The sequence below is a fragment of the Streptomyces fuscigenes genome, from assembly GCF_021556455.1.
In the GTDB taxonomy this organism is placed as follows: domain Bacteria; phylum Actinomycetota; class Actinomycetes; order Streptomycetales; family Streptomycetaceae; genus Streptomyces; species Streptomyces fuscigenes.
The window spans coordinates 1-13584 of sequence record NZ_JAKGCV010000116.1 but is presented as its reverse complement, the minus strand read 5'-3'; the positions used below and the strand labels follow the sequence as shown (position 1 = coordinate 13584).

10 protein-coding genes are annotated in these 13584 nt (G+C 73.0%); 3 read left to right on the top strand and 7 right to left on the bottom strand.

The window, feature by feature from the left end:
• Both L1885_RS12525 and L1885_RS12520 read left to right on the top strand, forming a co-directional pair.
• On the top strand, positions 1-1068 hold a 1068-nt coding region (locus L1885_RS12525; RefSeq protein ID WP_235797144.1), incomplete at its 5' end, for a chitinase.
• 247 nt (positions 1069-1315) lie between these two features.
• The gene (locus L1885_RS12520; protein WP_235797143.1) at positions 1316-1705 is read left to right on the top strand and encodes a DUF6193 family natural product biosynthesis protein; all 390 of its coding nucleotides are present in this window, start codon (positions 1316-1318) and stop codon (positions 1703-1705) included.
• Between the two features lie 130 nt (positions 1706-1835).
• Here L1885_RS12520 and L1885_RS12515 read toward each other — a convergent pair whose 3' ends face one another.
• The 4 genes from L1885_RS12515 to L1885_RS12500 form a co-directional block, all read right to left on the bottom strand.
• The gene (locus L1885_RS12515) at positions 1836-5153 is read right to left on the bottom strand and encodes an AI-2E family transporter (RefSeq protein ID WP_235797142.1); all 3318 of its coding nucleotides are present in this window, start codon (positions 5151-5153) and stop codon (positions 1836-1838) included.
• 191 nt (positions 5154-5344) lie between these two features.
• Positions 5345-6061 (bottom strand): aggregation-promoting factor C-terminal-like domain-containing protein, encoded by a 717-nt coding sequence (locus L1885_RS12510; protein WP_443732427.1) that lies wholly within the window; start codon positions 6059-6061, stop codon positions 5345-5347.
• 388 nt (positions 6062-6449) lie between these two features.
• Positions 6450-7769, bottom strand: coding sequence for an RNA 5'-3' helicase PhoH2 (gene phoH2, locus L1885_RS12505; protein WP_235797140.1), 1320 nt, complete (start codon positions 7767-7769; stop codon positions 6450-6452).
• A 401-nt stretch (positions 7770-8170) separates the two neighbouring features.
• On the bottom strand, positions 8171-8932 hold the full coding sequence (locus L1885_RS12500) for an isoprenyl transferase (protein ID WP_235797146.1): 762 nt from the start codon (positions 8930-8932) through the stop codon (positions 8171-8173).
• A gap of 170 nt (positions 8933-9102) precedes the next feature.
• Here L1885_RS12500 and mgrA point away from each other — a divergent pair, with 170 nt between their 5' ends.
• On the top strand, positions 9103-10140 hold the full coding sequence (gene mgrA / locus L1885_RS12495; protein WP_308117316.1) for an L-glyceraldehyde 3-phosphate reductase: 1038 nt from the start codon (positions 9103-9105) through the stop codon (positions 10138-10140).
• Between the two features lie 758 nt (positions 10141-10898).
• On the opposite strand, the gene L1885_RS12490 is transcribed toward mgrA, so the two are convergent.
• From L1885_RS12490 to L1885_RS12480, 3 genes are all read right to left on the bottom strand, one after another.
• Entirely contained in the window at positions 10899-11822 is a 924-nt protein-coding gene (locus tag L1885_RS12490) for a class I SAM-dependent methyltransferase (protein ID WP_372481929.1), read from the bottom strand.
• A gap of 204 nt (positions 11823-12026) precedes the next feature.
• Positions 12027-12740 carry an SDR family oxidoreductase gene (locus tag L1885_RS12485; RefSeq protein WP_235797138.1) on the bottom strand — a complete coding sequence of 238 codons (714 nt, stop codon included), beginning with the start codon at positions 12738-12740 and terminating at the stop codon, positions 12027-12029.
• 279 nt (positions 12741-13019) lie between these two features.
• Positions 13020-13584, bottom strand: a 565-nt coding sequence (locus tag L1885_RS12480) for a prepilin peptidase (RefSeq protein WP_235797137.1), incomplete at its 5' end; no start/stop codon positions are given.

Here is a 13584-nt window from a genome sequence, read left to right as displayed (position 1 = left end):
GCCCCCGCCGCCCGGGCCGCGGCCCCCGCCGCCGAGGCCGCCGCACCGGCCGCGCTGCCGTCCCACGCGCTCGTCGGCTACGTGCACGCCAGCTTCGCCAACGGCTCCGGCTACATACCGCTCGCGAACGTCCCGGACTCCTGGGACGTGATCGACCTGGCCTTCGCCGAGCCGACCTCGCCGACCTCCGGCCAGATCGACTTCAGCCTCTGCCCGGCCTCCGAGTGCGCGAACGTGGAATCGGCCGACGCGTTCAAGGCGGCCGTGAAGGCCAAGCAGGCCGAGGGCAAGAAGGTGGTCGTCTCGATCGGCGGGGCCAACGGCAAGGTGCAGCTGACCACGACGGCCGCCCGCGACACCTTCGTCGCGTCCGTGTCGAAGATCATCGACACCTACGGCCTCGACGGCGTCGACATCGACTTCGAGAACGACTCGCTCTCCCTGAACGCGGGCGACTCCGACTTCCGCAGCCCCACCACCCCGGCGATCGTCAACCTGATCTCCGCCCTCAAGACGCTGAAGGCCAAGTACGGCAGCGGCTTCACGCTGACGATGGCCCCCGAGACGTTCTTCGTGCAGCTGGGCCACCAGTTCTACGGACCCGGTGCCTCCGGGGCGCAGGACCCGCGCGCCGGGGCGTACCTCCCGGTGATCTACGCGCTGCGCGACGACCTCACGCTGCTGACGGTCCAGGACTACAACTCCGGCCCGATCATGGGGCTCGACAACCAGTACCACACCATGGGCGGCGCCGACTTCCCCATCGCGATGACGGACATGCTGCTCACGGGCTTCACGGTGGCGGGGGACGCGAGCAAGGTGTTCCCGGCCCTGCGGCCCGACCAGGTGGCGATCGGCCTGCCCGCCTCCGTCAACGCGGGCGGCGGCTACATCGCCCCGGCCGCGGTCACCCAGACCCTGGACTGCCTGACGAAGAAGACCGAATGCGGCGGCTACACCCCGCACGGCACCTGGCCGGACCTGCGCGGCCTGATGGCGTGGTCGGTGAACTGGGACGTGTTCGGCGGCAACGCCTTCGCCGACACCTTCGACGCGTACTTCGGCTGACGGGGGTCCCAGGAACCAAGCGCACCCCCTCGGCGCGGTGCCTCTGCTCCGGCTCCTCGCTCTCCGCCCCTTCGGTGCGGGGAGAGGGGAGCCGGAGCAGGTTCGGGATCGGCGCGGGACGGGGCTCCCGGCCCGGCGGCCGGGTGCGCGATGCCGTTGCGTCGCGCGGGTCGCCGGCCGGAACGCGGAGCCGTCCAGTCGCGCGACTCCCGCAGTGCGCGGAGGCCGCGGCGTGGATGATGGCTCGATGACGACGAATCGATCGAGCGAGGACAGGACCGAAGCGGGTTGGCGAGCGGTCCGCGCCGTCGGGCGCGTGCGGCCGGAACTGCTGGACCTCGCCTACGCCGAGCCGAGACTGCGGCAGCTGTTCCCGTGGACCGGCATGTCCGAACTGCACTTCAGCCGGTGCACCGAACCGCGGTGGACGTGGGACATCCCCTATATCCAGCCGGCGGCCGACGGCGGCTACTGGGTCTCGGGCCCTTCGCGTTCGCAGGCCGTGGGGCCGGCGGAGACGGCCGCGCAAGCCGTCGCCATGGTCGTGGAGCGGCTGCCGACCGGATGCGGTCCCGCCTTTCCCGGCACGCCGGACGAACTCGACGCCCACGAGAAGGCGCACCCGACGCTGCCCTGACGCGAACCCGAGGGCTGCCCCGACGGAGACCCGAGGACGCGACCGACGGGAACCCGAGGCTGCCGCTGCCCCGACGGTCGAACGACGAGCCGGCTCCCGGTGCGCATACCGTGCCACCGAGCGGGGCCGTTCAGCCGCGCAGGTCCACCAGGAGCGGCGGGGCGTGGTCCCCGGCGACCGTGCGCAGCGAGAGCACGGCGTGTCCCGCGGGCACGGTGTGGGCGAGGTCGGACGCGGACCAGCGCTCCCGTTCGACCTGGCGCACCGTCACCGCGTCCGTCGTCACGGCCTTTCCCGTGACCAGCTTGCGGAACGAGTGGATCGCCCGGGTCAGCGGCTGGTCCGCGAAGACCGTCCGCTGCGTGACGACCTTCGACTCCACCCACTCGGTGCCCCACGCCTCCGCGAAGCGCTTGCCGTCCCACGTCGTGATCCCGGCGAACGCCATCCGGCAGCCCACCGCGCCCAGCAGCGCCGTGTGCAGGGCCTCCGGCACGTCGTCCAGAGTCCGCAGCGTCAGCACGGCGCCCGCGTTGACCGAGCGCAGCCGCTGCACGCCCCGCAGGGTCTCCGGGGTGAGCGTGCGCGTCGCGTCGTCCAGGACGAGGCACGCGAAGAGCGAATGGTCGCCGCGCACGGCCGCGTTCGCGGTGAACTGCGCGAGCAGCAGCCGCGCGAGAACCCGGGACGCCTCGCCGTGCCCCCGCTCCGGCAGGTCGACGCGGACCCGCAGCGGGTGCTCCAGGGTCCGCAGCGAGAACAGCCGCGTGCCGCCGGTCGTGTCGAAGAACCCGGCGAAGGCGGGCCGGTCGAGCAGCGCGACGCGGTCGGCCAGTGCCCGGCCCGGGTCGCCCGGCGCGGCCGACTGGCGCTCCCGCGCGTCGAGTTCGCGGCGCATGGCCCGGTGGCCGCCGGCGTCGAGCGCGGTCCGCAGCGCCTCGACCGCCTCGGGTGTGCCGTCGAGCAGTTCCCGCAGCTCGGGCACCGAGGGCAGCCGGCCGTGCGCCGCCCGGAACGGCCCGAGAACCTGCGCGAGCGCCGTGGCCGCGCGCCGGCTGTCCGTGTCGGCCAGGTCGCCGACCAGGCCCTCCGCCAGGACCGCGGCCGCCTCGTCCGGGTCGCCCGTCCCGCCGTACAGGTCGAGGTCGTACGCCGACTGCGGGTCGCCGATCCGCACCACCACGTCGTACGCGTCGTCCGGGCCGAGCGGCGTCCCCGCCGCGCACACCGCGACGACGGCCGCCTGACCGGCCAGCGCCTGCAGTGCCAGCGACTCGACGACCGGCCGCACCAGCGCGCGCGTCTTGCCGGAACCGGGCGGGCCGACCGCGAGCAGCGAGGTGCCCAGCAGCGCAGGTTCGAGCGCGAGACCGGTCCCGCGCCGCCCGTACGGGTTGCGCTCACCGTCCTGCACCGTGCCGAGCCTGACCTGACGGGTCAGCAGGTCGTGCCGCGCCGCGCGCACCGGCAGGTCCCGGCGGCCGGACGGGTGCACACACGCTGCCGCGCCGTCGCGCCGCACCGTCTCGGCGAACGCCGCCAGCCGGCCCGGATCGGCCCGCACGGAAGTCCAGGCCCGCCGGATGCGGGTGAAGTCCACGTCGTTCATCCGCCCGTCGCGGACCTCGGCGGCCAGCCGCCCGGCCAGCTCGCCCTGCCCCGCCGCACGCAGCTCGGGCCACTCGGCGGGGTCCGCCTCCGGCGCGGGCGCGGCCTCGGCGGGGGCCTCCTCGCCCCGGGGCTCGGGCCGGCGGCCGAAGACGCGGCGCAGCAGCTCGGGCCAGCGGCCGAGGCGGCCGAAGACCACGATCATGACGAGCAGGAGGAAGAAGTTGTAGATGCTGATGGCGTTGTTGCCGGTGGGCGTGCCGGGCCAGGAGTCCGGGGTCAGGACGAGCAGGGGCCAGATCCAGAAGCTGCCGAGGTAGCCGTTCGAGACGAGCGACCACAGGAGCAGCGTCGCGAGCAGGGAAATGGCGGCACCCACGGCCAGCTGCCGCACCGGCGTGCGTTCCGGCTCCACCGCGGGCCGCGGCCGGTGCCCGTACGCCCAGGTGCCGGGGCCGTCCGTGCGCCGCGGGGTGTGCAGCCAGTCGCGCAGGGTCGGGCCGGTGGCCGGGGCGTATCCGGGTGCGGGCGGCACGGCGGGCGGCGGGGCCGCGGTCGGCGCGATGGAGACGGCGGTCGCGCCGTGCGGCCCGCGCGAGCCGCGCATCGCCTGCTCCCGGGCGTACGCGCGGAGGTAGACGACCACCGTGTTGGTGACCGCGACCAGCGGAACGGCCACCACGGCGCCGCCGATGCCCGCGATGAGGCTGCCCGCGGCGACCGACAGGACGACCGCGAGCGGGTGCACCCGTACGGCCCGGCCGAGGATGAACGGCTGGAGGATGTGGCCCTCGATCTGCTGCACGGCGAGGACCACGAGCAGCACGATCAGCGCCGTGAACACGCCCTGCGTGACCAGCGCGACGACCACCGCCAGGGCTCCGGAGACGACCGCGCCGACCAGCGGCACGAACGCGCCCAGGAAGATGATCACACCGAGGGGCACCGCGAGCGGCACTCCCAGGAAGAACACGCCCAGGCCGATGAAGATCGCGTCGATCATCGCGACTATGACGGTGCCGCGGACGTACGCCGTGAGCGTGTGCCAGGCGCGCGGCCCGGCGCCCGCGACCCCGTCGCGCGCCTGCTGCGGGACGAGCTTGAGGAACCACTGCCAGATCCGGGGCCCGTCGTAGAGCAGGAAGATCGTGGAGAAGAACGCGAGGAACAGCCCGGTGAGCAGTTCGACGATGACGGTGACGCCCTGCAGCCCGGCCGAGGTGATCTCGTTGCTGTTCGTGCCGATCGCGTTGCTCAGGTTGGCCGCGATGTCGTTGATCTGCTTGTCCGTCACGTGGAACGGGCTCTTGAGCAGCCAGTGCTTGAACTCGTTGATGCCGTCGGTGAGCCGGTCGGACAGGTTGCCGATGTTCTCCGACACCTGCCAGACCACGAACCAGCCGATCAGGCCGAGGATCACGAAGCCCGCGAGGGTGGTGAGCGCGGTGGCCAGGCCCCGGGGGACGCCGTGCCTCTTCAGGCGTGCGACGGTCGGCTGGAGCAGCGCGGTGATCAGCAGCGCCGCGACGAACGCGAGGACCACGAGCCGCACGGCGCTGACGACCCGCATCAGCACCCAGACGGTCGCGGCGAGGATCAGCAGCCGCCAGGCCGCCTCGACGGCGACCCGCACACCCCAGGGGATGGCGGCGACCGGGTCGGGTTTCGCCGCGACGGACGGCGCGTAATCGGGCGGGGGCGGGATACGGGACGGCTCGCGCGGCGCGTCGGCGGGCGGGGCGTGCTGCGCCTCCGCCTCGGCCCTGCGTTCATCGAACCGGCGGCCGAGCCTGGTCAGTTCCCCGACCGTTCGGCCCAGCCACGAAGGCACTCTCGACATGCGTTCCTTCTTTCCCCCGGCCGGCTCCCCACTCGCCCCCCTGGGGACCGTTTCGGGACCGACCGTACACGGACGAAGCCCCCCACCGAAGGACGGAGGGGGGCTTCGCGGAGTTGAGCGGGGAACCGGAGGAGAATCCGGGGGTGCCCGGAGCGGGACCTCCCGCCGGGCGGGCGGGGTCCCGGTCCTGCTCAGTACCAGCTGTGCGCCTGCCAGAAGGACCAGGCACCGCACGGGCTGCCGTAGCGGCTGTCCATGTAGTTGAGGCCCCATTTGATCTGGGTGGCCGGGTTGGTCTGCCAGTCGGCGCCCGCGGAGGCCATCTTCGAGCCGGGCAGGGCCTGCACCAGACCGTAGGCGCCGGAACCGGCGTTCGTGGCGGTGTAGTTCCAGCCGGACTCGCGGGTGACGATGTTGCTGAAGCACTGGAACTGGTCGGCCGGCATCATCTGCCGGGCCATCGCCTGCACCGCGGAGGCAGAGTACGAGCTCTGCACCGCGAACGCGGAGGCGGACTTGATGGAGTTCTGCTCCGCCTTGGCCTTGGCCGCGGCCTCCTTGGCCTCTTTCGCCTTCTTGGCCGCCTCGGCCTTGTCGTCGGCCGCCTGCTTCTTGGCCTTCGCGTTGTGCGCGGCCTGGATGCGGGCCTGCTCCTCCGCGTTCTTCAGGGACGCCTGGTCGGCTGCCGCCGACTGGGCGCTGGCCTGCTGGGCGAGCGACGCGGTCAGCACCTGTGCCTGCTGACCCGAGGGGATGTCCGCCAACAGGGTGGCGTCCGAAGCGGTCGTCTCAAGGTTGTCTGTCGAAGCGTGCTGAGGGTCGCCCGAGGCGACACCCACGACAGCGCCGACGGTGGTGACCGCGGTGGCCGATGCCACTGCGAATCCCCGAACCGAGATCCGGCTCACACGGTGTCCTTCCAGCATCGCCCGCACAGGTGACCCCGCGGGCGCGATCTTGCCCCTGGCACTGGCCTCCGCACTGCTGGGTCACGGGAGGCACGGGCCCGGTGGACGGTCCTCGGGGGACCGCCGCGAGGTACTCGGGCGGCATGCGGCGGCGGGTGTTGAGTTGTGGGGGCGCCGGAACGCCTGGTGTTGCTGTGCCGCATGCGGGGCCTGACGGAAGCAAGACTCTGCCGGAAGGCGACGCCGCAGGGCAATTCCCAGTTGCGTGGGAAAGCTCACACCCCGTTTGCCCCAACGGGATTGTGGAAATACCGCACAGCACGACGCCGCCCGGCTAAGCTCCTTGGCTTTGCCGGGCGGCGTCGTCCCTGTGGGCGTGTTCGAGCGCTCAGATTTGTCCGTCTTCCAGCATCTCCGTCACCAAAGCGGCGATCTGCGACCGCTCGGAGCGCGTCAACGTGACGTGCGCGAAGAGCGGATGGCCCTTCAGCTTCTCGACCACGGCGACGACTCCGTCGTAGCGGCCGACCCTCAGGTTGTCGCGCTGCGCCACGTCGTGGGTGAGGACGACGCGGGAGCCGGAGCCGATGCGCGAGAGCACCGTCAGCAGGACGTTGCGCTCCAGGGACTGGGCCTCGTCGACGATGACGAAGGCGTCGTGCAGGGAGCGGCCGCGGATGTGGGTGAGCGGCAGGACCTCCAGCATGCCCCGCTCCAGCACCTCGTCGATGACCTCGCGGCCCGCGAACGACGACAGCGTGTCGAACACGGCCTGGGCCCACGGGCTCATCTTCTCGGCCTCGGTGCCCGGCAGGTAGCCGAGTTCCTGCCCGCCGACCGCGTACAGCGGGCGGAAGACCATCACCTTCTGGTGCTGTCTGCGCTCCAGTACGGCTTCCAGGCCGGCGCACAGCGCGAGCGCCGACTTGCCCGTACCGGCCCGGCCGCCCATCGAGACGATGCCGACGTCCGGGTCGAGGAGCAGGTCGAGCGCGATGCGCTGCTCGGCGCTGCGCCCGCGGATGCCGAACGCCTCACGGTCGCCGCGCACCAGGCGCACGTCACCGTCCGCGCCGACCCGGCCGAGGGCCTTGCCCCGCTCGGACTGGAGCACCAGGCCCGTGTGGACCGGCAGGTCGGCCGCCTCCGGGACGTGGAGCGTGTCCTCGGAGAAGAGGAGGTCGACCTGTTCGGCGGAGAGCGTCAACTCGCTCATGCCGGTCCAGCCGGAGTCGGTGATCGCCAGCTCGGCCCGGTACTCCTCGGCGAGGAGTCCCACCGACGACGCCTTGATCCGCAGCGGGAGGTCCTTGGAGACGACGGTGACGTCGTATCCCTCGGCCTGCAGGTTGCGGGCGACGGCGAGGATCCGCGAGTCGTTGTCCCCCAGCCGGAAGCCCGCGGGCAGCACGCCCGGGTCCGAATGGTTGAGTTCGACGCGGAGCGTGCCGCCCATGTCGCCGATCGGGAGGGGCGCGTCGAGGCGGCCGAACCGGATGCGGAAGTCGTCCAGCAGCCTGAGCGCCTGCCGGGCGAAGTATCCGAGTTCCGGATGGTGCCGCTTGGCCTCCAGCTCCGTGATCACCACGATCGGGAGCACGACCTCGTGCTCGTCGAAGCGGGACATGGCGCCTGGGTCGGCCAGGAGGACGCTGGTGTCGAGTACATAGGTGCGCCGGTCGGAGCGGCGCTTCGAGCTGTTCACCACGGAAGGACGAACCCCCTCGGATGAGGTCGGGGATGCGACGGCGTCGCGGGCGGGCGGGCCGGGCTCCTGGCCCCTGCGCGGGCCGAGCTCCGGCCCTCCACGTCGCCCGGGCGTCTCACCGCTCGGTCGTCCTGGTGCAAAGGGCCTCCCGGGCGGACGGCTGCCTGCCGTCCGCTGGAAACGACGCCCGCCGACCTGCCCCGCGAGGGGCCGGTCAGTACGTTCCGGACGCCGACCTGGAAGGTCTATTCCCTGTTCGGGGCGCGGCCATGCCACGGCATATGACACACAGCGGGTGAACGGTGCGTGTCGCTGCACGGTCCGCCGCCCCGCGCGTGCCTCGCCGCGGGTGCCGGGACGGCGCACCTCGGGCCCTCGTCCGGCCCGTGATTCCGGGGCCGTCAGCCGCCGTAGCGGCGGTGCCGGGCGGCGTAGTCGCGCAGGGCCCGCAGGAAGTCGACCTTGCGGAAGGCGGGCCAGAAGACGTCGCAGAAGTAGTACTCCGAATGGGCGCTCTGCCAGAGCATGAAACCGGAGAGCCGCTGCTCACCGCTGGTGCGGATGACCAGGTCGGGGTCGGGCTGGCCGCGGGTGTAGAGGTGCGAGGAGATCATGTCGATGTCGACGATCTCGGCCAGGTCCTCGTACGAGGTGCCCTTGGCGGCGTGGTCGTGCAGCAGCGAGCGGACGGCGTCGGCGATCTCCTGCCGGCCGCCGTAGCCGACGGCGACGTTGACGAGTATCCCCTTGTTGCCGACGGTGGCCTGCTCGGCCTCCTTCAGCACCAGCTGCGTCCCGGCGGGCAGCAGGTCCATGGTGCCGACGTGGTGGACCTGCCAGCGGCCGTCGGCCGCGAGGTCGCGCACCGCGTCCTCGATGATCCCGAGCAGCGGCTTCAGCTCCTCCTCGGGCCGGTCGAAGTTGTCCGTGGACAGCAGCCAGAGGGTGACGACCTCGACGTTCGTCTCGGAGCACCAGCCGAGGAGCTCCTGGATCTTGCTCGCGCCCGCCTTGTGCCCCTGCTCCGTCGTACCGCCCGACGCCTTGGCCCACCTGCGGTTCCCGTCGAGGATGACGCCGATGTGCTTGGGTCCCTGGGAAAGGTCGAGACGCCGCTCGACCCGGTGGGCGTACAGCCGGTACACAAGGTCGCGCAGGTTCACTGGGTCCACCTCATCCGTCGTGTGGGGGTCGCCCGCGAGCCGCGACAGCTCCAAGGGCCGGCAAGCCGGAGCAACAGGGCCGCGGCGGGGCCCCGAAGCCGTCACACTACTGCGCGCACGGCACGGTCACCCAACCCGGTCTGTCACAAGTCCGTGATAAGGAAAGACGTGTGACTGATTCTTCCCTCTATATTGCAGCCGACCAGCGCTACGACTCCATGGAGTACCGCCGCACGGGCCGCAGCGGGCTCAAGCTGCCCGCCGTCTCCCTCGGCCTGTGGCACAACTTCGGCGACGACTTCGCCCTCGAGACGCAGCGCGCGATCCTGCGCCGCGCCTTCGATCTGGGGATAACCCACTTCGACCTGGCCAACAACTACGGCCCGCCCCCCGGCTCCGCCGAGCTGAACTTCGGCAAGCTCTTCGCGCAGGACTTCGCCCCCTACCGGGACGAGCTCGTCATCTCGACGAAGGCCGGCTACCGGATGACCCCGGGCCCCTACGGAGAGTGGGGCTCCCGCAAGTACCTGCTGTCGTCGCTGGACGCCTCCCTGAAGCGGATGGGCCTGGACTACGTCGACATCTTCTACTCGCACCGCCCCGACCCGGAGACCCCGCTGGAGGAGACGATGGGCGCGCTGGCGTCCGCCGTCCAGCAGGGCAAGGCGCTGTACGTCGGTGTCTCCTCGTACGACGCGGAGACGACGGCCAAGGCGGCGGCGATCCTGAAGGACATGGGGGTGCCGGCGCTCATCCACCAGCCCTCGTACTCGATGATCAACCGCTGGACCGAGGACGACGGCCTGCTGGACACGCTGGAGAGCGCGGGCATGGGCTGCATCTCCTTCGTGCCGCTCGCGCAGGGCCTGCTCACCGACAAGTACCTGAAGGGCATCCCGGAGGGCTCCCGGGCCACCCAGGGCAAGTCGCTGGACCCGAAGCTGCTGTCCGACGAGGTCACCCGCCGCCTGAACGGCCTGAACGACATCGCCCGCCGCAGGGGCCAGTCGCTCGCCCAGCTGGCGCTCCAGTGGGTGCTGCGCGACCCGCGCATGACCTCGGCGCTCATCGGCGCGTCGAAGGTCGAGCAGGTCGAGCAGAACGTGGCGGCCCTGTCGGGCGCGCCGCTGACCGCCGAGGAGCTGACCGAGATCGACGGCTTCGCGGTGGACACCGAGGGCACGAACATCTGGGCCGGCCGCAGCTGACCCCGGCGGGAGCGCGCGACGCGCCGCTCCGCCCGCGTGAGCGGGGAGGGCGGGTGCGCACACCCGCTCCGACCGCGTGACACACGAAGGAGCCCGCGCGGCAGCCCCTTCCGCATGATCGGCCGAGGGCCGGCGCTCCACCCGTCAGGGGGTGGGCGCCGGCCCTCGGCCGTTGGCGGGGGGCGCGGGCGCAGGGCGGGGTGCGGGGGTGCGGGGTGCGTGCCGGCGCTCGGGCGGGGCGTCCGCTCCGGGCGGCTGGGGACTCGTTCCCGGGCGCCGGAGGGGGCGGCGGGCCCCGGACACAAAAAACGGGCCGGTCCGTGGGGGGGATACGGACCGGCCCGAGGGGGGGAGTTCCACCATAACCCTTCGTGAGGGAAGTGGGGACCCATGGAGCCGAAGGTTGACGCTCCGGAGGCGCTCGAATGCCCCGTGTGGCCTTGGAATTACGGCCTCCGGGCGGTCTCCGGGCCGTTCCGCACCCCGCGGTCGCGGCGGGCGTGTCGTAACCCTCAGGAGCGATGGAGGCCGGACACCCGCCTTGACGTGCGGACCGGAGGCTCCGTCCGGGGAGCGTCGCGGGCCCGCCTCGGCCGCCACCGGGAGATCGCCACGACTCCGCCGGGAGCCTCCCCCTTGGAGCCGGCGCGACCCCTCCGCCGCCCGTAAGCCGGGACGGTCTCGCGCGACCGGACCGCCGCCCGAAGGCCGGGACGGCCTCACCCCGGCCCGCGCCTCACGCGTCGCCGGGGGTCCGCTCACGCGCCGTCCGGCTTGCCGCCGTCAGGCTTGCGTGCCTCGATCAGGAACCGGGTGGTCGTGGCGGTGAACGGACCGCGGCGGGCGATGTCGGCGTGCAGCTCGGCCAACCGCTCCCGGTACGCCCCGACGGTGAAGCCGGGCACCATCCAGATCACCTTGCGCAGGAAGTAGACGACCGCGCCGACGTCGAAGAACTCGGTGCGCAGGTCCGCGGTGCGGACGTCGGTCACCACGAGTCCCGCGGCCTCGGCTGCGGCCCGTGCGGCAGCCGGGTCCCGCGTGCCGCGGGCCTCGGCGGGCCGGGGGCCGAGGAAGTACTCCACCAGCTCGAAGACGGACGCGGGCCCGACCTCCTGCGAGAGGTACGTGCCGCCGGGCTCCAGCACCCGCGCGATCTCGTCCCACCGCGCCCGTACGGGATGCCGGCTGACGACCAGGTCGAAGGCGGCGTCCGCGAACGGCAGGGCCTCGCCCTCCCGCGTGGCCACGACGACGGCGCCACGGGGGTGCAGCCGCGCGGTCGCACGGGCCACGTTCGGCGGCCACGACTCGGTCGCGGCGGTCAGTGCGGGCAGCCGGGGGACCCCGGCGAGGACCTCGCCGCCACCGGTGTCGATGTCGAGCGCCGCGCGGGCCCGGGCCATCCGCTCGGCCACCAGCCCCGCGTAGCCCCAGGGCGGGCGCTCCTCGGTGGCGCGGCCGTCGAGCCAGGAGAAGTCCCATCCGTCGACGGAGACGGCGGAGGCCTCGGCGAGCAGCTCGTCGAAGGAGCGCGGACGGCCGAGGGGGCCCCGGTCGCCTTGGGAGGGGCCCCGGTCGCCCAGGGCGTCCGGGCCGGCGGGCGCGGACGGGGAGCTGTGCGGGGCGTGCTGCGGCCTCCGCCGCGGCGTGCCGTCGGCGCCGTTGTCTCCGTCGGGCATGCGCTGGGCCTCGTCGGCCGATCGGTCGCTCTCCTCGGACATGCCGAGGATGCTGGCACCCGTCCGGGGCCCCGCGCGAGCGTATTTGCGTACGGGTCTCGGCAGCCGCCGTCCGGGGCCGCACCGCCGCGGAGAACGGTGCCGCGCCGGGGGGCGCCGGGGGGAGGCCGGAAAGTGGAGCGCCCCGTCCGGGATACGCAGCCCTCAGCCCCGTGCGAGCTGCGGGTAGAGCGCTTCGACGCCCTGCGAGAGCCCGGCCTTGACCTGCCGGGTGAAGGCGTCCGCGACGACCTCCGTGCGGCCCTGCTCGACGCCGTCCAGGGCGATCTTGGCGATCTCCGCCGGGTCGGCCGGATCCTCGACGTCCCGCCCGGCGATCATGTCGGTGTTCATGCGGCCGACGTGCAGGGCGGTCACCTGCGTCCGCTGGTCGGCCAGCTCCAGGCGCAGGGCGTTGGTGACGGACCACTCGGCGGCCTTGGAGGCGCCGTAGGCCGTCTCGGCCGGCAGTGAGGCCCAGGAGAGCACGGACAGGACGTTGAGGATCGCCCCGCCGCCGTTGTCCGCGAGCACCGGCGCGAAGGCGCGCACCACGTCGAGGGTCCCCAGCACGTTGGTCTCGTACTCGAGGCGGTACGCGTCCAGGTCGCCGTCGAGGGCGCCGGTGAACGTGTCGATTCCCGCGTTGTCGATCAGCAGGGTGACGTCGCGCGCCTCCTCGGCGGCCGCCGCCACCGAGCCGTGGTCGGTGACGTCGACCCGCAGCGGGACGACAGCGTCGCCGGCCTCGACGGTGCGGGGATCGCGGGCCGCCGCATACACCTTGCGTGCGCCGGATCCCACGAGAGTGCGGACGAACTGGGCGCCGAGTCCGCGGTTGGCGCCCGTCACGAAGGCTGCCGAGCCGTTGATATCCATAGTCCGGGCTTCTTCCTCTCTCGAAGAGGAGGCACTGCCCCTGAGGCACGGCCAGGCCGTGTCGGCTCCGCGAACGGAACCGGAAGCCTGGCCGGTACGCCGCGGGACATGGGAAACCTCGCGGTTTCCTGCCTCTCCCCCAGCGTAGGGCGTCGAACGCCGACCGGTGACTCGGCTCGGGAGAGGCGGCCGCCGGGCGCCGCGGGCGGACGCCTCTGCCGCGTCGGCGGACGCCGGAGAGGGAACGCCGGGCGCACGGCGTCGCAGCCGTACGGGGGACTACGCCGCCAGGCCGCCCAGCAGCAGCCCCGCCCAGGCGCCCGCGATCATGAACGGGCCGAACGGGATCGCCGTCCCCCGTCCGGCCCCGCGCAGCACCATCAGCCCGAGCCCGTAGAGCGCACCGGCGAGGAATCCGAGGAACGCCCCCGCGAAGAGGACGGGCCAGCCGTACCAGCCGAGGACGCAGCCGAGCGGCAGCGCGAGCTTGACGTCTCCGAACCCGAGCCCGCGCGGGTTGATCAGGAGCAGCAGCAAGTAGCCCGCGCCGAGGACGAGTCCGCCGAGCAGCGCACCGCTCCAGGACCCGCCGTGGCCCGGGACGAGCGCGGCGGCACCCAGCAGCAGCGGCGCGGCGGCGGCGAGCGGCAGGGTCAGCAGGTCGGGCAGCCGGTGCACGGCACGGTCCACGAGGAACAGGAGCGCCGCGACGGGTGCGAGCAGGAGCCACACGGCGAGTTCGGGGCGCGGCCCGGCCGCCGCGGCGAGGGCGGCGCAGGCGAGGGCGGCGGCGACTGCCGTGACCGCCCCACCGGAGGCCGCGACGGGACGGCGAGCAGCAGCC

Excerpts from the sequence above, each read along its gene's own strand:
- L1885_RS12485 (WP_235797138.1), bottom strand. The coding sequence starts at position 12,740 with ATGGATATCAACGGCTCGGCAGCCTTCGTGACGGGCGCCAACCGCGGA.
- L1885_RS12515 (WP_235797142.1), bottom strand. The coding sequence starts at position 5,153 with ATGTCGAGAGTGCCTTCGTGGCTGGGCCGAACGGTCGGGGAACTGACC.
- L1885_RS12520 (WP_235797143.1), top strand. The coding sequence starts at position 1,316 with ATGACGACGAATCGATCGAGCGAGGACAGGACCGAAGCGGGTTGGCGA.
- L1885_RS12490 (WP_372481929.1), bottom strand. The coding sequence starts at position 11,822 with ATGCCCGACGGAGACAACGGCGCCGACGGCACGCCGCGGCGGAGGCCG.